The following is a 19,266-nucleotide window of genomic DNA, read 5'->3' as shown; positions in this document are numbered from 1 at the left end:
AAACATGACCTCTTTTAATATTCAGCGTTGCAATAATAGATATTATGCCATTCTTTGAACATCGGACCGTTACTGCCTGTTACTGGATCGGAATCCGGCAGTTTGACGCTGTTGATGCTTCTATTGATAGCAGTCAAGTCATCATAAGATGTTTCAGTCTTTACTTCTTCTTCAGTAGGGTAAGCACCGACTATCTTTAAATCTTCTGACTTACTCAGTCGTTTATGACCGTAACCAGCGGGTAACAGTAGTACATCGCCTTTTTGAACTGTGACTCTCTGACCCTTCTCGCCTCCGATCATCAATTCTGCCTGACCTTCTTTAACACCGAGCACCTCATGACAGTTTGGATGAAAGTGATGGTAATCATAGACACCGTTTGTCCAGACTTGATGCCAGTCATTGCGTTTAAATAGTTCGACCGGGTCTTCTTTGATATCATGATAGATGATGACAGGGAGCACCATATGATTGGGTGCTGACGGGGAAACGGGTGCATGTAAGATGGTATGTCTCATAAAATGACCTCCTTTATTTAACATCATATTTCCCTTTATAATGACTATCAACCATAGAAAGGACTGAACAGATGGAAATATTTATTATGCTTTCTAGTTTTATTATTGCGACTATTATATCAACAGTTATTCACTACAAGTTTCCACGACTGCCTCTTGCTTTTATTCAAATATCTTTAGGCATGCTGATTTTCCTGACACCTGTACCTATTGTCATGGAATTTGAACCCGAGATGTTTCTGATTGGTATTATCGCACCGCTGCTTTTTTTGGAAGGGAACCATGTCTCCCGGATTAAGTTATTAAAATACATCAAACCTGTCGTTCTGATGGCGATCGGTCTCGTTTTTACGACAGTCATCGGTCTGGGCTATATCACGCATTTCATGATGCCATTGATACCGATTGCGACCTGTTTTGCACTGGCAGCTATTATCTGTCCGACTGATGCAGTGGCCGTTCAGGCCATTGCACAAGGTAAAAAACTTCCTAAAGGATTGATGACGATTCTTGAAGGAGAGTCACTTTTGAACGATGCAGCAGGGATCCTGAGTTTCAATATTGCTGTTGTAGCCTTAACTTCGCATGTCTTTACTGTGCAAGGCGCTGCGATTCAGTTTCTGACGACTTCAATAGGCGGTGTTATCGTCGGACTGATTATCGGTCTTCTCTTCGTCCAGATAAGAATCAGACTGCTGGATAGTGGGTTCGAAGAAGAGTATATCTTCAGTCTTATACAATTGCTGACACCTTTCGTTATTTATATGGTGGCAGAATCATTCCACGTGTCAGGTGTAATCGCTGCAGTGATAGGCGGTATCGTTCATGGGATAGAACGAGACCGCTTCAGTCAGGCAACGACTAAACTTCAGATGGGATACAACTATACATGGGGATTACTATCTACTGTACTTAATGGGATGGTCTTCACCATTCTCGGCTATATTATTCCGGAAGTCACACTTGAGATTATCACGCACGAAAGACAGAATTTAGTGGGTCTTTTAATTCTGACTGCCATTATTTCACTGCTTGTCTATCTCTTCAGATTTATATGGGTCTTCCTACTCTATGATATGTTCTATATACCTGAAAACCCGTTCATCAAAATACTGAACAATCAGGACTCGGGTGTGCCGGAAGAGCGGCCATCACGCTTTAAATATGCACTGATTGCTGCAGTCTGTGGTGTTCACGGGACTATCTCAATGGCCATCGCTTTGACATTGCCATATGAAATCTATAAGAACCAGGACTTCATCTATAGAGATGACCTGCTATTTATAGCAGCAGGGGTAGTAGTCATCAGTTTAGTAGTGGCTCAGGTGCTGCTGCCACTGCTGGTAGAAAAAGATATCATCGAGAATACATCCAAATATTCATTTAAAGAAGCACGTATTTTCGTGATTGAAAAAGCGATTGAATATCTGCAAAGGCAGACGACAGAAGAGAACACGGCGATTACAGGTAATCTGATTCGTCAGAACACGATGCGTATCAACTTCTATAAGCGGATTCATGATCACGACGAAAATCCTAAGGAGATCATCAGGCTCCAGAACAAAGCGCTTGATGTCGAAGCTGCTGTGCTTGAAGACTTAACGGAAAGTGGAGCGATATCTGAGAGTGCGTATCAAAACTACATCGCTTATATCGAGCGGACACGCTTGTTTGCGCACACTTCTTTTCTGAAGAGAGGACTTTTTATACTGCGTGTACGGAAAAGCAGACGTAAGCTGGGCTCACATTTCAGCGGAATGAGCCCACTTACTTTCAGAAGCCATCTAGTTGAACTGCAGAACATCGCCAATAAGGTCTATACTGAAGTGCTTTCGGCACTACTCGAAGAAACAGATGGTGATAACCGTATGGAAGTAGCGCTTGTAGCAGATATCTACTTGAACCGAGTAGAGCAGTTAAAGCGTAATATTGTAAATGAAAAGCTCGAGGATGCAGAAGCATTGATGGCGCTGAATGTCATCGGTATGGAGCGTGAAGTGGTTCAGCAGCTGGCCTCACGCGGTAAAATATCTTCAGAAGTTGCCATTGAGTTGCGGCAATCATTGAACTATGATGAGATGATTCTACTCGATAATCATAGTTGATGTTTCTCGATACTGGGGATGGGGAATGAAAAAGTTAAGAATAAGAGAAAAAGGATGATGACCATGCATGAAGAGAAGTTTGTTCTGATTGAAAATAAAGAAATGACTTTAAGAGAGCTTGCAAGTGAACTGGAAGCGATTACTGGCTATACAGTGACTGACAGCTTCGGTGATATTAATCGTATAGTCGCTCAGAAACCGAATTTTGATGATGAATTTGAGACGTTCCTTGTCACATATGAATTCAATGAGACGGATGATATTGTAGATGCGACCGTCACAACACCGCGTAACGAAAAAATAGATTTTAAAACGGATACTGTGAAGGTTCGTCTGTTATCCTACAAATCGAGATAAAATAAGGGCATCTGATTTTAATGAAAATCAGATGCTTTTTATATTAATGAAAAGTGAGACATGATATGATTTAGGGAAATAGCAACAACAATAGAGGTATAAAATATGAAAAAAATAATGATCACATCACTTGCTGCACTGATCCTCGCTAGTCAGACCATAATAGTGGATGGTGCTGAAAAAGTGAAAACGAACTCTGAAATAGTCCATAAACGAAGTTTCCTGCCTACTTTTGGTATGCCCGCTTTTAAAGCAAGAGAATATAGCGGACCTGTTATGAAAGAAAATGTGCTCATTGTCATGATGGATTTCAGTGATAGTAAACAGTCGACGCTGAAACCGGAAATGGGCCATTATACGCCTGGCACAAGTGTCTCCAGGAACTACTATCCGAAATACACTAAAGAGCACTATAGAGATGTATTTTTTGCAGATCGTTTTAAAGGACCTGACGGCAAATCTTATCGTTCAGTAAAAAACTATTATGAGATTTCTTCAGGAGGCAGCTTTACTTTAGGTGGCCAGGTTACTGGCTGGTATCGTGCGAAGAAACCATTAAGTTATTACGGGGTCAATGAGGACTCGAATGATGATGCACACGTACATGAACTGATCATGGAAGCAGCGGCCCGGGTCGCTAAAGATAAATCCGTCAATTTATCTAAATACGATCGCTATGATTATTATGACCGGGATCAGGACGGGAAAGTGAATGAACCTGACGGCATCATCGATAAGTTTATAGTCGTCTTCAGTGGTATCGGAGAAAGTGAAGGAGGCGGTGCACTCGGTCAGAATTCAATCTGGGAACACGTCAGTGAAGTAGGCTCAAAACCTCACATGATTCCAAACACCTATAGCCGGACTTCCAAGTTCCCGGGTCATCGACTCGCTATAGGCGAATACGGGGTGATGGCAGAAGACAGCTCTGTCGGTACATTTACCCATGAGTTCGGACATATGCTCGGATTAATCGATGAATATGATACATCCCGGTCTGCTAATAGCCACGCCGGCGAACCTGTACGTTACTGGTCACTGATGAGCTACGGTGCGGACGCTGGTAAACGCGTCGGTTCTAAACCAGTCGGCTTAAGTCCACTGGCCAAATCTGATCTGCAGATGATGTACGGCGGCAACTGGCTCCGAGGTTCTGTCATCAAATCAACTGACATCACGACAAAAGGTAAGACGTACCTTCTCGACCAGGCCAGCAGAAAGGGGCGTAATAATGATATTCTCAGAATTGAGCTGCCTCCTATCAAGAAAAAACTTAAATCCGGGCGCTATAGAAATTACCAGCAATATTATCTGGTAGAATGGCGAACTCATACAGGAATTGATCAAGGGCTTAGTGAAATTTACGACCCCTTTGGCCGAAACTATTATGGTAAAGGTATGCTGGTGTGGTACGTCAATGAGTATTACCGTAATAACTCATCGTTATCGAGCCATCCGGGTAAAAGTTTAGTCGGTGTAGTAGATGCATCTCCTAAAACATTGATATCAAAAACAGACAATGCACCGACGACTGATATTCAAATATTTGATGCCCCGTTTAACACGAAGCGTTATGGTAACTATAATAAGCTTTCAAATTATTTCTTTAAGAAAAAGAACACAGATCCAGTCCCTATTTTTTCTGACCGTAATTACACACAGGCGAAACTGGATGACCTTATGCTGCCTGAAGCGGGTCGGGTACTGCCGCAATATGGTATTAAAATGCGAGTAGTCGATCAGAACAAAGAAGGTACAGTAGCAAAAATAAAAATATATAAATAATTAAAATGCACATTTCAATAAGAGATGTGCATTTTAATTTTTAAAATAATATATCAGAAAATTTAAAATAATTATTTACAACTCCTTCGAATTCCGACATAATGTATTTAATCAAACAAAAGGGGGCCATCATTTGAAAAAGAAAGTGATTTCATCTGTCTTAACACTGGGAATTATTTCATCTGGTACTGCATTTGCAAGTGATTATTATAAGGGGACGGGCTTTGACAGTGTCATTGCAAATGAAGACCGTTTAATCGAGATGCTGAAGCAGGAAGGTGTCTTGAAAGAAAATGCATCGCGTGCTGAAGCAGAAAAAGCAGTCAAAGCTTATGTGAAAAACAAAGGGGAAGCAGCGACTGAAAAAGTTAAAAACGAAGGCAAGTTCGTTAAAAAGTTCAAGAAAGTGACGGATCAATCTAACAAAGCAAAAGACAATCGTTTCATTAAAGGAAAAGGGCAGAAAAAAGGACATGCAAATATTCTGAAGCCTGTGCAATTAGAAGAGTATAACGGCGAAAAACGAACAGATAAAGTGCTGCTTCTCGCTATCGACTTCCCGGATTACAAGAACTCAACAATCACAAAAGAAGAAAGTGATATGTTCTATGAAGATTACCCAGTAGATCATTACCAGCAGATGGTGTTCGGTGAAAAAGGATTCAAAGGACCGAATGGTGAGAATCTGCTGAGTATGAAGCAGTTCTATCAGAATCAGTCTGGTGGCAGTTATGATATCGAAGGAGATGTCCATGGCTGGTACACTGCTGACCATCCGGCAGCTTATTATGGAGGCAACTATCCGGACGCAGATGGCAGTGATGCCCGTCCGAAGGAACTTGTAAAAGAAGCCCTTCAAAAAGCGGCGCAAGATCCAACACTTGATCTGTCAGACTATGACCACTGGGATCGTTATGACCTTGATGGAGACGGTGTGCTGAATGAAAAAGATGGAATCGTTGACCACGTTATGATTATCCATGCTGGACCGGGTGAAGATGCAGGTGGTGGCCGTCTTGGTCCGGATGCTATCTGGTCTCATCGCTGGAGTCTGGACTTCAACGAACAGGGTGAACCGTATACGATTCCAGGTACAAAATCAGGACTGGACCAATTTGGAGGCGAGCTTGCTGTCATCGACTACACAATTGAACCAGAAGACGGTGCGACCGGGGTATTCGCTCATGAGTTCGGCCATGACTTAGGACTCCCGGATGAATATGATACGATTTATTCTGGTAAAGGTGAACCTGTCTCATTCTGGTCTATTATGTCAAGCGGTAGCTGGGCAGGTAAAATTCCAGGTACTGAACCAACTGGTTTTGATGCTTATATGAAAGAACTGCTTCAAAACTACCACGGTGGTAACTGGCAGACTGGTAGTGAAATTGATGTTAAAGACGTCACTTCCACTCCTCAGGCGTTCACATTAGATGAGGCTTCAAGCAAAGGGACAAATGATGATGCTGTTAAAATCACATTACCTGATAAAGAAACACAGGTTGTCAAACCAGCTGAAGGCACTAAAACCTATTTCAGTGGGGCAGACAATAATCTTCTGACATCTATGACGACAACTGTCGATTTAACAGGAAAACAATCAGCAGATTTATCATTTAAGGCATCATATGATATCGAAAAAGGTTATGACTATGCATATGTACAGGCCTCTACAGATGGTAAGAACTGGACTAATCTGGCTGGTAACATCACAAATAATGATGATCCTGAAGGTGCAGGTGCCAATGCCGGTAACGGTATTGATGGTACAAGTGACGGCTGGGTAGATGCTAAGTTCGACCTGTCAGCTTATGCAGGCAAGAAAGTTCAGCTGCGCTATCTATATGTCACAGATGCAGGTTCTATCGGCACTGGTCTCTATATTGATGACATCAAAGTAAACGCTGATGGAGGAGTAGTGCTCGCAGATGGAGCAGAAAACACTTCTAAGTTTGAACTGAATGGTTTCACTGTCTCTGATGGTAAGAAGTACAGCAAAAACTATTATCTGCTTCAATGGAGAAGTCATCATAAGATTGATGAAGGACTGGCACATATTAAACGTGCAGGTAACTTAATGAGCTTCAATCAAGGCTTAAACGTCTATTATGTTGATGAAAGCTATTCTGACAATCATGTCGCAAAACATCCGGGATACGGCTATATCGGAATTGTCGATGCAGACCAGAATCCACTGAAATGGAACGGTGCAACGGCATCATATGCATCGACTCAGTACCAGGTCCGCGATGCTGCGTTCAGCATGACTGCACAGGATCCACTCAAATTAAAACTTGATGATGGATCAACGCTTGTTGATGACAGCCTGAAATCAAGTGTGCTTTTCAATGATCAGAATGATTACTCTAATCCAGCCCAGCCGCATGCAGGAAAAATCCTGCCGCAATATGGACTAAAAGTGAAGGTAGTCGCAGAATCTAAAGATAAATCAGTCGGAAAAGTCATCGTCTATAAATAAAAAAATGCCACTTCGGTGGCATTTTTTATTTGCTATAATAGAGACGAGGTGAGGAGATGAAATATATAGAGACGGACCGGTTGGTTTTAAGAAACTGGCAACAGAAGGATCTGCCGTTGTTTCAGCAGATGAATGCTGATGCAGAAGTCAGACGTTATTTTCCTGACAGACTCAGCTATAAACGTTCAGAAATCGTTTTTCAGCAGATGCAGCGCGATATTGAAAAAAACAATCTCGGCTTATTTGCAGTAGAAGAAAAAGTAACTGGAGCGTTCATTGGTTTTATTGGTATGCATCTACTGGAGAAGAATAAGTGGTTCTCACTTGAAGAGATGCCCTTTTATGAGATTGGCTGGCGTCTCAGGAAAGAGGCGTGGGGGAAGGGCTACGCAACTGAAGGCGCCAAAGCTGTACTTTCTTATGGAAGAAAGATGACAGACCTGCCTATATTCAGTTTGACCAGTGTCAGAAATCTGCCGAGTATTCGTGTCATGCAGAAAATCGGCTTCTCTGAATATAGAACGTTTAATCACCCGATGATTCCGTCTGGCCATCCCCTTGAAAAACATGTCCTTTATAAGGATCAAATATGATACTGATCAGTAGCTGTTTAGTAGGACAGTCGGTTCGCTATGATGGCCGCAATCAGCTTGATTTACGGCTCAGACAATGGGTAGAGGATGGTAAAGCAATGCCCGTCTGTCCAGAAGTGATGGGTGGGCTGCTAGTCCCAAGAGAACCTGCAGAAATAGTGGGAGGAGACGGTGAAGCGGTCTGGCAAGGTGACGGTCGCGTCTTGACTGTTTCCGGTCAGGATGTGACAGAACAGTTCAAACAGGGTGCGCTTCAGACGCTTGAAATATGTCAGAAACATCAGGTAACTATGGTGATTTTAAAGGAAAATAGCCCGAGCTGTGGTAGTCATATGATTTATAATGGTCAGTTTGACGGCACGAAACAAGCGGGACTAGGTGTGACTTCAGCACTTCTTAAACGTTACGGCATTCAGGTTATCAATGAAAAAGACCCTCTAATTGAGGGTCATTGCTTTGATTAATGCATCAGGTTCTTCTTCAAGGACTGCGAGCGACAAATAGCGCTCGTCTAAAAAGCCTCTGTCATGCATTTCAACCAGCATCTGATAAAGGGTATGGTAATAGCCGTCTATATTGAAAATACCAATGGGCTTGTGATGAAGTTCCAGCTGGGCCCAGGTGAAGATTTCAAAAAATTCTTCCAATGTACCTGCACCGCCGGGCATCATAATAAAGCCGTCTGAGTAGTCTGCCATCATTTTTTTGCGTTCATGCATATTGTCGACTATATGAAGTTCAGTCAGCCCGTTATGTGCGACTTCTTTATCTCTCAGAAAACCTGGAATAACACCTATGACTTCACCACCACTCGCGAGTACGCTGTCAGCAATAACACCCATCAGCCCCACGTTGCCACCGCCATATACTAAACGGATGTTGTGATCGGCGAGATAAGTGCCTAATTTTTTTGCCTGTTCTGTATAAATATCTGCCCCTAGTCGGGAACCGCAGAAGACTGCTACTGATTTCATAGAAAAAATCCTTTCTAAATATGTTATCATTATGGCAAGAGGTGACGGTATGATCAGAATTATGAAAGTAAGCCCTGGGATGGAGATTCCGTTAGAACGTTATACATTATCACTCAGTCAAATGAGATTTTCTGGCCATCCAAAGTATATCATCAATCGAAAAAAAGCGGATTATCAACCTTTTGTCATATTAAAAGATAATGAAGTGATCGGCGTATTTGCACTGGAAACGGGCAGCATCCTGAAGACCATGGGTGCAGGCTCAGATGCCATCTATTTACGTGGTTTATCTATCTCAAGTAGTCATCAAGGGAAAGGCTATTTCAGACAGGCGTTAAAAGCGATAGAAAAATACTGTGCAAGTCTGAATAAGTTAGAACTCTATTTGATGGTCAATGTAAAAAATGATAATGGCTATTATGCGTTTATTAAAACAGGTTTTATTGACCGTAAACGAATCGTCCGTCAAGGGTTACTTAACTTAAAAGTATTATCAAAAACCATCCAGAATCATTGATTAAGGATGGTTTTTTCTAGTTGTTCTTTAAAATAGGCTTTATCAGCTGGGGACAAGGCTTTAGGGCCTTTCGTACGGATACCTGCTCGCCGCATCTGCAGTGATGTATGACGTATCGTGAGCAACTGGTCTATATTATCTTTCGTATAGAGTTTACCGTTATGATGAAGAATGATGGCCTTTTTATTAAGAAGTAGACTCGCTAGACCGTAATCCTGAGTAATAACGATATCACCGGGACGAGTCAAAGCGACTATTTTATAGTCCGCACTGTCTGCACCGTCATCGACATACTGTACAGACACAAAATCAGGATAGTGTTTACTTGTAAAATGATTAAAATTTCGTACTAATATGACGTTAAGCTGATGGTTATCGGCCAGCTCAATAATTTCAGCAATGACCGGACAGGCATCAGCATCTACGAGAATCGTCATTTAGTATTTGCCGCGTCGCTCGATATGAGCAGCCATCTGTTCACGGTGTTTCTCGAACAGTGGTGCATTAGAGTAATCCTCATCATGACCAAAATCGTAAACTGTTTCTGGTATCTCTACTTTTGATGTTTGACGTGAAGATGTGAAAGCGCTGAGGATAGAAGATTTACCTGCTTCTTTTTTCTTTGCTTCTTTAAATTCAGTTTTATGTTTCTTTTTTGCTTCTTTATCAGCTTTCACCAGATCTTCTTTCATCTGCTTCTGGCGCTCTTTCAGTCGTTTGTCTTCATCTTTCTGACGTTGACTGATTTCTTTTTCAAGCTGTTTGTTCATCTGTTTAGTTTGTTTAACTTTTTTGTTCTCTGCACGGTTTTCCTGGATGTTCTGTGCAGTCGACGCAACAAATTGAGAAGCAGCTACTGTCTTATCTTTGACATTTTTAGTTGTCTGAACGACTTTCTGAGTTGTATCAACAGTTTTGTCTTTCGCTTTGACAGCGACATCTTTTGTAGCGATAGCAGTATGAACCGTTTTATTTTTAACGGCTACATAATCAGGGTTTTCCTTTAAGCGGTGGCGTTCATTGATTAAAGGTACAAGTATAAGAGCTCCTAGGTTTACAGCTGTTTTGATTTTATCATTCATCATCATTCTCTCCTTCATAAGGTCATATTAATAACTTCATTTTACCCTTAATAAGTTTAAAATAAACGGCTGTCACAAGGACAACCGTCTATTTACTCTTCAATATTGTTCGCGATTTTATTAGTTAAATACATTAAGTGTTTGTAATCTGCGTAAGTGATACCGGAATGAACGAGCATTTCCTCAGGTATCTGATTGATTTGCTCTATCAGATCTTTACCTTTAGATGCTAAATGGACAAGTACGATTCGTTCATCCTCACTTGAACGGCTTCTGCTCACTAAATCAGCTATCTCCATCTTTTTAATAATGGGCGTGATTGTGCCGGACTGAAATGCCAGTCTTTCACCCAGTTTAAGCACAGGCATGCCATCTGATTCATTCAATACCATGAGAACGAGATACTGCTGATAACTGAGGTCATAAGGTTTCAGCAGTATGCGATTATAATATTTAATCATTTGACGCTGCGCATGATAAAGATAATAGTCAAGCGAAGATAATTTATTCATAGGTACTCCTTAAAGATAAAAATTAAATCCCTTTACCGATACCGAAACCGAAGTACAATACAGCAATGATTGCAACAAGTACCAGTCTGTAAATGGCGAATGGAATCAGTTTGACACGGTTGATCAGGTCGAGGAAAAGTTTAATAGATAAAATCCCAAAGATAAATGCAAAAATAAAACCTAAAATATAGAACCATGTCTGATCAGCATGTATATACTGATAATTACTGATTAAACTTTTAGCGCTGGCAGCAGCCATAATAGGAACAGCCATCATAAAAGTGAAATCAGAAGCTGCTTTATGATCAAGCTTTGTCAGTACACCTGCAGAAATGGTAGAACCAGAACGTGAGAATCCTGGCCAGAGAGCAAGGATCTGAACGAGACCGATAATGAAGGCCTGACGATAAGTGATACTGTCTACTGTCTGAGGATGCTGAACTTTTTTCGCATAAATATCAGCAACAATCATCAGAATAGCACCGAGCGCGAGGCCTACAAGAACAGTGGGAACAGAGAATAAATGTTCATCGATGAAATCATCAAATAATAGGCCGGCAATACCTGCTGGCAATAAACCGATGATGATGTGAGAAAGTTTAAGACGACGCTCCGAACGTTCTGCTTTAAAACTGAGCATATCAACGAAACGATGTCTGAAAATCCATGCCGCAGCTAGTATTGAACCAAGCTGAATAACAATTTTAAAAGTATTGGCAGATTCTTTTGATCCAAGTACTTGTGCTGAATTCAGCCACATATCATCCACTAAAATCTGATGACCTGTAGAAGAGACAGGCGCAAATTCGGTCAGACCTTCAACAATCCCTAAAATAATCGCTTTTAACAGTATAAAAAATTCCATTTCTTAACCACCTTATATCTTATCTTTTTTCTTTGACAGTATACCACATCGGCATATAATAAGAATATTTTTAACAGGTGTTTGACTATAAGCGTATTATTTTTGTTTTGCGTATTTATCATTATAATATAACTGAGGATGTGAAATTGTGAAATATTTAACAAGTTTATCTAAACGTTATTTTTATATACATGGTTTATTGTTTATAGCTTCTATTTTACTTGCTTCTATTATTATTATGCAGAGTTTAAATATCGGACAGCTGATTGACGGTGTGCTGCATCAAAATATTCCGTATCAATTGTTAGGAATTATTCTCGCTATATTAATAGGAAGAAGTGTGCTGCATTTTTTCATCAAGTGGCTCGGTGTCGTTCTCAGTTCTAAGATTAAGCATCAGCTGCGCCGCTCGCTTATCAATGATAAACAATCTGCTGCTGATACACTGAACCTGTCGACTGAAGGAATAGAAGGCATAGATAGTTTCTATGCAGATTATCTGCCGCAAGTTTACCGCTCGGCCATCATTCCTTTAGTCATCATTATTTTTCTGCTGTTCTTTCATCGGAATGCCGCTTTTATCATGATGATTACGGCACCTTTTGTACCGTTATTTTATATCATCATCGGTATCAACACAGCAAAAAAAGCGACGGATCAGATGACTGCACTCAATCAGTTTTCCAGTTATTTTCTTGATGCTATACGCGGCATCGTGACGATTAAACTGTTTAATAATGAAGAGCGTGTTAAACAAGATATCGCAGAAAAATCTGAAGGGTTCAGAGAGAAGACGATGATTATTCTGAAGACTGCATTTCTGTCTACACTGATGATTGAATTTATCACTATGCTCTCCATCGGGATCATCGCCCTGGAAATAGGACTCGGCCTGATTGTTTTTAAGACGATTTCTTTCTACACGGCTATTGTAGTGCTGATGCTGGCACCGGAGTTTTATAATGCACTCAAAGATTTAGGTGCTGCCTTCCATACAGGCAAACAGGCAGAAGGCTATGCAGAACTTCTTGAAGAACAGGACACAGAGCGTATTCAGTATGCATATACAGACCGTGATTCTATTAGAATGGATACTCAGCTCAACTATTCAAACTTCAGTATGCAGATTCATGACGAATTACCGATTCGTCATGCTGTAATATTCGGTCCAAGCGGAGCAGGCAAGTCAACCTTCGCTAAAATGCTGTCAGGAATAGAGAATCATGGCCACGGCCAGATTGAACTGCCTGCTTATCTTGAAAATAACCTGATTTATATGTCCCAGCAGCCTTTTGTGATGAATGATACACTTCGTCATAATGTCACGATGTTTAATGCGATTTCTGAAGAGGCACTTTATTCTGCTGCGAAACAGGTCGATATGCTGGAACGAATCGAGGCTCTGCCTCACGGGTTTGATACAGTCCTCGGAAGTGGCGGCGAGCAGCTGTCTGGCGGAGAAACCCATAGACTGATGCTCATGCGGGCGCTATTAAATCCGGCGGCGATGATTATTTTTGATGAACCGACCGCGATGCTGGATGCACAGACAGCAGAAATTGTAAGAGCAACGTTAAAAGAGCTCAGTAAACAGTCGGTGCTTTATACGATTGCGCATCAGCGGGCGACCATTCAGTCAGCTGACTACCTGATTTATATTGAAGGAGGCAAAGTGTCACATGGCACACGTGCAGATTTCAGTCATCAGGAATTCTATCAGGCGGTGATGCAAAATGTTTAAATGGATTGATAAACAAACTTATCGCTCGCTGTCACTTGCTATTCTAATAGGCGTGATTGGTGGTTTAACGGCTATCGGTATGTTCAGCTTGAGCGGTCTGATGTTGTCTAAAAGTGCATATGGTGTTCCACTCTATTCACTGATGATTCTTGTAGCTTCCATCAAACTGCTCGGAGTGGTGCGGGCAGTTGCAAGATATTTTGAACGTCTGATCAGCCACGATGCTACCTTCCGTATGCTGAAAGAAGTCAGAGTAAGTGCATTTGACCAGCTGATGCTGGACTTTGTCAATTTACATCAGAAATGGCGTCTATCAGAACTGCTGCAGCGGACAGTCAATGATATCGAGAAACTGCAGAACGTATTACTGAGAGTTATCTATCCGCCGGTGGTCGTGTTACTGACTGCACTCAATGTCTGCGTCATCTATGCTTTTTATGACTGGCAGGCAGTCGGTGTCATCGCGGGTGTCATGCTCATCATATTAGGGGTGCTGCCTCTGGTTTTCAGCCGGATGCTCAGCGGACTGACAAACCGGACAAGAAGCAGTCAGACTGATTTTATGGATACTCTCGCAGACTTTAACCTAGGCCGCGAAGATTTAGCCGTCTTCGATCAGCAGGGCCATTATGCACAGAGACTTCTAACAGCTCAACATGAATTTGAAAAAAATCTTCTGCGTGAAAAGCAGCTGATAGCAATCTACGACTGGTTGCTCAATTTGTTCAGTATGCTGGCCATCTGGGGCGTACTCTATGTCATGCTGGACCGCACTGTACTGATGTATGCAAGTATCGTCATGGTGACTATCACCCTCTTTGAGATGGCTATTCCAATGACTAATTTTCCTTTCTATTACCAGGAAACGAAGCGGGCGAGTGAACATCTGCTGACATTTTCTGCACCGGAAGACCAAATCCGGCCGGCACACGTCCTGCCGATTGAACTCAAAAATCTTCATTTTATTTATCCCGGACAAGTTCGTCCGGTATTAAATGACTTGACTATGACTATTCGTGAAGGCGAAAAGATAGCGATTGTCGGCAGCAGCGGCTCAGGTAAGTCTACTTTGATGAGTCTTTTATCAGGACTTTACTCAAGTGATATGCTGGCAGACGGACTCTCGACGCAGGACATCGACCGTGAAAGCTATATGAATGAACTGAATGTGATGCAGCAGAAGAATCATTTCTTCCAGGGCACTGTGCAGGATAATCTCTTCAGTGAGAATACTGAAGCGATTAATCAGTATTTAGAAGCATTCCATTTACCTTTTTCAGCAGACAGCGCAATCAGTGAATTTGGGCGTAATTTATCGGGTGGTGAACGCCAGCGACTGCACTTTATCAGATTATTGCTCAGAGATAGACCTCTATGGCTGCTCGACGAACCGTTCAACGGTATCGATGTTGTAAACAGACAGCTGATGATAGAACAGATTCTCAAGCAAAATACAGTGGTCGTCATCAGTCATGAACTTGAAATCTTACAGGACTTTGATATGATTTATGTATTGGAAGATGGAAAATTGATGGAGTCTGGACATTTCGAGTCATTAATGGAGAGACGAGGCATTTTCTATCAGAATGTTTTATTGGAACGTCAGAGAATCAATTAGGAGGACAACATGACAAAAATAGCATGGTTAGTCGATACAGCGGCTGGATTTACGAAAGAAGAAATTGCAGAACATGCTCTGTATGTAGTGCCGATGGGTCTGATCTTAAATGACCGCAGTTACATCGACCAAGTCAATCTGTCATCAGAGGAGTTTTATCAACTTCTGAAACAGTACGGTGAAGGTGCTAAATCCTCTCAGCCGAATTTTCAGGCGATGCTGGATACGTATCACAAAATAAAAGAAGATGGATATGACGCTGTTATCGCTGTCCACCCGACGAGTGAACTGACAGGTTCTTATCAAAATTCTCTGACCGCGAGCAGTGAAGTAGAGATAAAGTCAGCTGTTATAGATTCGCGTACCGGTTCTTATCCTTATAAGAAAATGGTGCTGGAAGGTATGGCACTGACTGAAAACGGAGAATCTTTTGAGACGGCAGTCAATCATATTAAAAAACGAGTAAATGACACTGTCCTCTATCTGCAGCCCAAAAATCTGCAGCAGGTCAGAAGAAGCGGTCGACTCAGTGCCTCCCAGAGTTTTTTAGCAGGTCTTCTCAGTATTCAGCTAATTTTAAGCCTGGAAGAAGGAAAAATCATTCCTTACGAAAAAGTCAGAACGCGCAAAAAAGTATTTGAGCGTATGATTGAAATAGTGGAAGAAGCCATTGAGAAAGAACAACTTAAAGAAATCTGTGTATTGAATTCAGGTGATCAAGAAGAAGCACAGAAATATGTAGAACAATTACAAAAAGACTATCCGGAACTTATTATTCATGAGGATTATATGGTTGCAGTCGCAAGTGTGCATACGGGATATGGTACTGTATCTGTGGGCTGGCTTAAAAATTAAAATAACCTGAGCATCTGCTCAGGTTATTTTGTTATTCATATTATCGACCATTTTATCCAGCAATGCTTTCAGTTCGTCGATTTCTTTGTCTGAAAGGATATCCGCATCTAGTAGAACGTCAGTGCAATTCTGGAGCGGTTTCTGAATTGCACGACTTTTGTCTGTGAGATGGATGAATACTTCCCGCTGATCAAGTTCAGAGCGCTCGCGAACAATCAGTTCATTTGCTTCCATACGTTTGAGAAGAGGAGAGATAGTACCTGTATCAAGTGCCAGCTCCTCTACGAGTGTCTTGACATTGACAGGTGAAATCTGCCAGAGTATGGAGAGAACGAGGTACTGCGGATAAGTAAGATTATATTGTTTAAATACTTTATTAGTATAGAAGCGATTCATCTTACGCTGTGCGTTATAGAGACTGAAACACAGCTGTTTGTCGAGCTTAAAATTATCTGACATTGAGTTCCCCGCCTTAAATATTTTCTTGGTAGTATGATACTTAATAACCTTATTATAAAAACGTTTTTAATTCAAGGCAATAATATTTGAATAACATGTAAATGTAATTAAAAACTGTATGCTGGAGGAATTTATGAATAAGATTAAACTTTACATTATTAGCGGTTTTTTAGGCAGTGGTAAAACCACATTGCTGAAACAGATGTTAACACAGTGGCAAGGTCAGAAAGTTGCAATTCTGATGAATGAGCTCGGACAGTTTAATGTAGATTCTACTATATTAGGTGATGATACACCGATGAATGAGCTTCTGAACGGCTGTATCTGCTGTGATTTAAAAAGTGATGTCGAAGTGCAGCTACATGATATCAGACATCGACATCAGCCGGATATCATCATTATTGAAGCAACAGGTGTCGCGCATCCTGTTGAAATTTACGATGCATGCCTTGCACCGTCTTTAACAAGTTACATTCAAATACAGTCCATATTGACATTAGTCGACGGGCCCCGTTTTCTTGCTCGGGCCAAATACAGTGTGACGACTGTTCAATTAATGGAGGAGCAAGTCCGCTATGCGCACAGTGTGATGATTAATAAAAAGGATCTGATGACAGAAGACGAGATAGATTTAGTCAGACAGCAGATTCAGCAGCTCAATTCGACTGGTGACATATATGTCACTTCTTATTCAGCTGTACCGGATTCAGTATTTGAATTAGAAGGGAAAAAGCGTGAGTCTCATCAGCATCTGCATCATGGCATCCAGTCGATGGTGTATACATTTTCTGCTCCTGTCGATAGCCGTCAATTTGTCAACTGGCTCAGAGAGTTACCGGACAGCTTACTAAGAATCAAAGGCTATATCAAGTTCAGAGAGAATCCCGGTCAGGTCGTCCTGTTTCAATATTCATACGGCATCCCGCAGTATGAAGCTGAAGACATGAACCTACCGCTTAAGCTTGTTGTAATCGGTGAGCAGCTGGACAAAAATAAAATATTGGATCAGCTGGATCAGCTGCAATTCAGTTAAGACAATCAGGTGATTGTCTTTTTTTTGATTATTGATGAAAGTTTTTGAATGTTTTTGGTAGTTTTTGATTGATTTCTGTAAACGGTAACATTATACTAAAGGGGAGATAAGGGGGTCAGATAATGCTTACTGAAAAACGTCATGAGATCATCTGTGACATGCTCAGTCAACATGACATTGTCACTTTACAGCAACTGACAGATACAATAGGCAGCAGTGAATCTACTATTAGACGAGACTTATCTGCACTGGAAGAAAAGGGTCAATTAATACGAGTCCACGGGGGTGCTAAACAAGTAGCAGATCTGCAGGATACACAACTTGAAATCAAGACGACAAGATTTGTGCGTGAGAAAGATGAGATAGCGAAACAGGCAGCTGCACTGATTAATGACGGTGCCTGCATCTATCTTGATGCCGGCAGCTCGACACTTGCCATGATTCCTTATTTAACCCAGCAGAATCTGACAGTCATCACCAATAGCGTGATTCATGTGACGGCACTTGTTGAACGAGGGATTAAAACGATTATGATCGGCGGTTTTGTCAAGCAGAATACGATGGCTAATGTCGGCTGTTCTGCTGAAGAGATGCTGAAAACTTTTAATTTTAATCTTGCTTTTATCGGTGTGAATGGTGTAGATGCTGATAAAGGGTTGACAACCCCTGATCCGGAAGAAGCGGCGATTAAACGTCTCGCTATCAACCAGAGCGTCAAGAGCTATTATCTGGCTGACGAATCGAAATTCGACCAAGTGACATTTGCGACGATTACACCCCTCAGTGAAGGAAGTATTATCACCAATCATCATTCTTATAACAATCAATATAATAAATATATAAAGGTGGGATAGCATGATCTATACCGTGACTTTAAATCCGTCAGTCGATTATATTGTGTTCACTGATACGATTAAACTAGGTGAACTCAACAGAGCAGGACAAACTTATAAGTTTGCAGGCGGCAAAGGTATTAATGTATCGCGTGTTCTGAAATCACATGGTGTTGAATCGACAGCACTCGGCTTTACAGGCGGGTTTCCTGGAGAGTTCATCAAAAACAGTCTGCAGGAAGCAGATATTATGACGGACTTTATTGAAGTAGCAGAGGATACACGAATCAACATTAAACTAAAAGGTGCATCTGAAACAGAAATCAATGCGCCTGGTCCAGCAGTGACAAATGAACAGACAGAGCAGCTGCTTGAGCAGATTAGGAGATTATCTCCTGAAGATACACTGGTGCTCGCGGGCAGTATTCCTTCTTCAATGAATGCAGATATCTATCGTAAAATAGCGCAGATGTGTCCTGGAAAACTTGTTGTAGATGCAGAGAAAGATTTGCTGTTATCGGTACTTGATAGTCATCCTGAGTTCATTAAGCCGAATAAAGCAGAGCTTGAACAGATTTTTGATAGAAAGCTTGAGACAGTCGATGAAATTAAAGACTGCGCAAGAGAACTCATTAAGCAAGGTGCCAAAAATGTCATGGTTTCACTTGGCGGGGAAGGTGCTTTATTTGTGAGTGAATCACTTGTCTACAAGGCGGAAGTACCTAGCGGCAAAGTGGTCAATACAGTAGGTTCAGGAGACTCTACAGTAGCAGGTATGATAGCGGGTATCGCCAGAGGACTGTCTCTAGAAGAGAGCTTTAAGCTGGCTGTTGCTTCTGGGACAGCGACTGCATTTACAGAAGACCTGGCAACGAAAGAACAGATAGATAACGTATTATCAGATATTAAATTGACGATTGTCTAAAAATAAGGAGGGTAA

General features: G+C 41.4%; 20 protein-coding genes. 13 read left to right on the top strand and 7 right to left on the bottom strand.

Features of this window, described 5'->3' with window-relative positions; all coding sequences use genetic code 11:
• Positions 1 to 14 precede the first annotated feature (14 nt).
• A complete protein-coding gene (locus ERX27_RS00725; protein ID WP_133430893.1) occupies positions 15 to 518 on the bottom strand; it encodes a cupin domain-containing protein in 504 nt (167 codons plus the stop codon).
• Between the two features lie 71 nt (positions 519 to 589).
• On the opposite strand from ERX27_RS00725, the gene ERX27_RS00720 reads away from it, so the two are divergent.
• From ERX27_RS00720 to ERX27_RS00695, 6 genes are all read left to right on the top strand, one after another.
• Complete coding sequence (locus tag ERX27_RS00720; protein ID WP_133430892.1) at positions 590 to 2,623, top strand: cation:proton antiporter; 2,034 nt, start codon at positions 590 to 592, stop codon at positions 2,621 to 2,623.
• 54 nt (positions 2,624 to 2,677) lie between these two features.
• Complete coding sequence (locus ERX27_RS00715; RefSeq protein ID WP_133430891.1) at positions 2,678 to 2,980, top strand: hypothetical protein; 303 nt, start codon at positions 2,678 to 2,680, stop codon at positions 2,978 to 2,980.
• 105 nt (positions 2,981 to 3,085) lie between these two features.
• Positions 3,086 to 4,765 carry an immune inhibitor A domain-containing protein gene (locus tag ERX27_RS00710; RefSeq protein ID WP_133430890.1) on the top strand — a complete coding sequence of 560 codons (1,680 nt, stop codon included), beginning with the start codon at positions 3,086 to 3,088 and terminating at the stop codon, positions 4,763 to 4,765.
• A 133-nt stretch (positions 4,766 to 4,898) separates the two neighbouring features.
• Positions 4,899 to 7,244 (top strand): immune inhibitor A domain-containing protein, encoded by a 2,346-nt coding sequence (locus ERX27_RS00705; RefSeq protein ID WP_133430889.1) that lies wholly within the window; start codon positions 4,899 to 4,901, stop codon positions 7,242 to 7,244.
• A 56-nt stretch (positions 7,245 to 7,300) separates the two neighbouring features.
• Entirely contained in the window at positions 7,301 to 7,837 is a 537-nt protein-coding gene (locus ERX27_RS00700; protein WP_133430888.1) for a GNAT family N-acetyltransferase, read from the top strand.
• Positions 7,834 to 8,301: a 2-thiouracil desulfurase family protein gene (locus ERX27_RS00695; RefSeq protein ID WP_133430887.1), complete on the top strand. Its 468-nt coding sequence runs from the start codon at positions 7,834 to 7,836 to the stop codon at positions 8,299 to 8,301. Before ERX27_RS00700 ends, ERX27_RS00695 begins: the two co-directional genes overlap by 4 nt.
• On the opposite strand, the gene ERX27_RS00690 is transcribed toward ERX27_RS00695, so the two are convergent.
• Positions 8,275 to 8,811: an LOG family protein gene (locus ERX27_RS00690; protein ID WP_133430886.1), complete on the bottom strand. Its 537-nt coding sequence runs from the start codon at positions 8,809 to 8,811 to the stop codon at positions 8,275 to 8,277. The two genes, ERX27_RS00695 and ERX27_RS00690, sit on opposite strands and share 27 nt — an antisense overlap.
• Before the next feature lie 49 nt (positions 8,812 to 8,860).
• Here ERX27_RS00690 and ERX27_RS00685 point away from each other — a divergent pair, with 49 nt between their 5' ends.
• Positions 8,861 to 9,328 (top strand): GNAT family N-acetyltransferase, encoded by a 468-nt coding sequence (locus ERX27_RS00685; RefSeq protein ID WP_165983031.1) that lies wholly within the window; start codon positions 8,861 to 8,863, stop codon positions 9,326 to 9,328.
• Here ERX27_RS00685 and ERX27_RS00680 read toward each other — a convergent pair.
• From ERX27_RS00680 to ERX27_RS00665, 4 genes are all read right to left on the bottom strand, one after another.
• Positions 9,322 to 9,765, bottom strand: a complete 444-nt coding sequence (locus tag ERX27_RS00680) for a YaiI/YqxD family protein (RefSeq protein WP_133430884.1) — start codon at positions 9,763 to 9,765, stop codon at positions 9,322 to 9,324. The genes ERX27_RS00685 and ERX27_RS00680 overlap by 7 nt on opposite strands.
• Entirely contained in the window at positions 9,766 to 10,410 is a 645-nt protein-coding gene (locus ERX27_RS00675) for a hypothetical protein (protein ID WP_133430883.1), read from the bottom strand.
• A gap of 92 nt (positions 10,411 to 10,502) precedes the next feature.
• The gene (locus ERX27_RS00670; protein ID WP_133430882.1) at positions 10,503 to 10,922 is read right to left on the bottom strand and encodes a MarR family winged helix-turn-helix transcriptional regulator; all 420 of its coding nucleotides are present in this window, start codon (positions 10,920 to 10,922) and stop codon (positions 10,503 to 10,505) included.
• A gap of 22 nt (positions 10,923 to 10,944) precedes the next feature.
• Positions 10,945 to 11,787 carry an undecaprenyl-diphosphate phosphatase gene (locus ERX27_RS00665; protein WP_133430881.1) on the bottom strand — a complete coding sequence of 281 codons (843 nt, stop codon included), beginning with the start codon at positions 11,785 to 11,787 and terminating at the stop codon, positions 10,945 to 10,947.
• Between the two features lie 148 nt (positions 11,788 to 11,935).
• Here ERX27_RS00665 and ERX27_RS00660 point away from each other — a divergent pair, with 148 nt between their 5' ends.
• The 3 genes from ERX27_RS00660 to ERX27_RS00650 are packed head-to-tail and all read left to right on the top strand — an operon-like array spanning position 11,936 to position 16,001.
• Positions 11,936 to 13,528, top strand: coding sequence for an ABC transporter ATP-binding protein/permease (locus ERX27_RS00660; RefSeq protein WP_133430880.1), 1,593 nt, complete (start codon positions 11,936 to 11,938; stop codon positions 13,526 to 13,528).
• Positions 13,521 to 15,146, top strand: a complete 1,626-nt coding sequence (locus ERX27_RS00655; protein WP_133430879.1) for an amino acid ABC transporter ATP-binding/permease protein — start codon at positions 13,521 to 13,523, stop codon at positions 15,144 to 15,146. Before ERX27_RS00660 ends, ERX27_RS00655 begins: the two co-directional genes overlap by 8 nt.
• Positions 15,147 to 15,155: 9 nt before the next feature.
• Positions 15,156 to 16,001 carry a DegV family protein gene (locus ERX27_RS00650; RefSeq protein WP_133430878.1) on the top strand — a complete coding sequence of 282 codons (846 nt, stop codon included), beginning with the start codon at positions 15,156 to 15,158 and terminating at the stop codon, positions 15,999 to 16,001.
• An 18-nt stretch (positions 16,002 to 16,019) separates the two neighbouring features.
• Here ERX27_RS00650 and ERX27_RS00645 read toward each other — a convergent pair whose 3' ends face one another.
• Positions 16,020 to 16,460 (bottom strand): MarR family winged helix-turn-helix transcriptional regulator, encoded by a 441-nt coding sequence (locus ERX27_RS00645; RefSeq protein WP_133430877.1) that lies wholly within the window; start codon positions 16,458 to 16,460, stop codon positions 16,020 to 16,022.
• A 133-nt stretch (positions 16,461 to 16,593) separates the two neighbouring features.
• Here ERX27_RS00645 and ERX27_RS00640 point away from each other — a divergent pair, with 133 nt between their 5' ends.
• The 3 genes from ERX27_RS00640 (at position 16,594) to pfkB (ending at position 19,251) form a co-directional block, all read left to right on the top strand.
• Positions 16,594 to 17,493, top strand: coding sequence for a CobW family GTP-binding protein (locus tag ERX27_RS00640; RefSeq protein ID WP_243715849.1), 900 nt, complete (start codon positions 16,594 to 16,596; stop codon positions 17,491 to 17,493).
• Positions 17,494 to 17,615: 122 nt separating this feature from the next.
• Complete coding sequence (locus tag ERX27_RS00635; RefSeq protein ID WP_133430875.1) at positions 17,616 to 18,347, top strand: DeoR/GlpR family DNA-binding transcription regulator; 732 nt, start codon at positions 17,616 to 17,618, stop codon at positions 18,345 to 18,347.
• Position 18,348: 1 nt separating this feature from the next.
• Positions 18,349 to 19,251: a 1-phosphofructokinase gene (pfkB, locus tag ERX27_RS00630; protein ID WP_133430874.1), complete on the top strand. Its 903-nt coding sequence runs from the start codon at positions 18,349 to 18,351 to the stop codon at positions 19,249 to 19,251.
• Positions 19,252 to 19,266: the final 15 nt, after the last annotated feature.

The organism is Macrococcus brunensis, assembly GCF_004359615.1.
GTDB classification, from domain to species: Bacteria; Bacillota; Bacilli; order Staphylococcales; family Staphylococcaceae; genus Macrococcus; species Macrococcus brunensis.
The sequence above is the reverse complement of the archived record's forward strand: the minus strand, read 5'-3'. Positions and strand labels throughout refer to the sequence as shown.

What these genes read in the sequence shown, in the direction of transcription:
- ERX27_RS00725 (WP_133430893.1), bottom strand. Translation starts at nt 518, where the DNA reads ATGAGACATACCATCTTACATGCACCCGTTTCCCCGTCAGCACCCAAT.
- ERX27_RS00720 (WP_133430892.1), top strand. Translation starts at nt 590, where the DNA reads ATGGAAATATTTATTATGCTTTCTAGTTTTATTATTGCGACTATTATA.
- ERX27_RS00715 (WP_133430891.1), top strand. Translation starts at nt 2,678, where the DNA reads ATGATGACCATGCATGAAGAGAAGTTTGTTCTGATTGAAAATAAAGAA.
- ERX27_RS00710 (WP_133430890.1), top strand. Translation starts at nt 3,086, where the DNA reads ATGAAAAAAATAATGATCACATCACTTGCTGCACTGATCCTCGCTAGT.
- ERX27_RS00700 (WP_133430888.1), top strand. Translation starts at nt 7,301, where the DNA reads ATGAAATATATAGAGACGGACCGGTTGGTTTTAAGAAACTGGCAACAG.
- ERX27_RS00695 (WP_133430887.1), top strand. Translation starts at nt 7,834, where the DNA reads ATGATACTGATCAGTAGCTGTTTAGTAGGACAGTCGGTTCGCTATGAT.
- ERX27_RS00690 (WP_133430886.1), bottom strand. Translation starts at nt 8,811, where the DNA reads ATGAAATCAGTAGCAGTCTTCTGCGGTTCCCGACTAGGGGCAGATATT.
- ERX27_RS00685 (WP_165983031.1), top strand. Translation starts at nt 8,861, where the DNA reads ATGATCAGAATTATGAAAGTAAGCCCTGGGATGGAGATTCCGTTAGAA.
- ERX27_RS00680 (WP_133430884.1), bottom strand. Translation starts at nt 9,765, where the DNA reads ATGACGATTCTCGTAGATGCTGATGCCTGTCCGGTCATTGCTGAAATT.
- ERX27_RS00675 (WP_133430883.1), bottom strand. Translation starts at nt 10,410, where the DNA reads ATGAATGATAAAATCAAAACAGCTGTAAACCTAGGAGCTCTTATACTT.
- ERX27_RS00670 (WP_133430882.1), bottom strand. Translation starts at nt 10,922, where the DNA reads ATGAATAAATTATCTTCGCTTGACTATTATCTTTATCATGCGCAGCGT.
- ERX27_RS00665 (WP_133430881.1), bottom strand. Translation starts at nt 11,787, where the DNA reads ATGGAATTTTTTATACTGTTAAAAGCGATTATTTTAGGGATTGTTGAA.
- ERX27_RS00655 (WP_133430879.1), top strand. Translation starts at nt 13,521, where the DNA reads ATGTTTAAATGGATTGATAAACAAACTTATCGCTCGCTGTCACTTGCT.
- ERX27_RS00650 (WP_133430878.1), top strand. Translation starts at nt 15,156, where the DNA reads ATGACAAAAATAGCATGGTTAGTCGATACAGCGGCTGGATTTACGAAA.
- ERX27_RS00645 (WP_133430877.1), bottom strand. Translation starts at nt 16,460, where the DNA reads ATGTCAGATAATTTTAAGCTCGACAAACAGCTGTGTTTCAGTCTCTAT.
- ERX27_RS00640 (WP_243715849.1), top strand. Translation starts at nt 16,594, where the DNA reads ATGAATAAGATTAAACTTTACATTATTAGCGGTTTTTTAGGCAGTGGT.
- ERX27_RS00635 (WP_133430875.1), top strand. Translation starts at nt 17,616, where the DNA reads ATGCTTACTGAAAAACGTCATGAGATCATCTGTGACATGCTCAGTCAA.
- pfkB (WP_133430874.1), top strand. Translation starts at nt 18,349, where the DNA reads ATGATCTATACCGTGACTTTAAATCCGTCAGTCGATTATATTGTGTTC.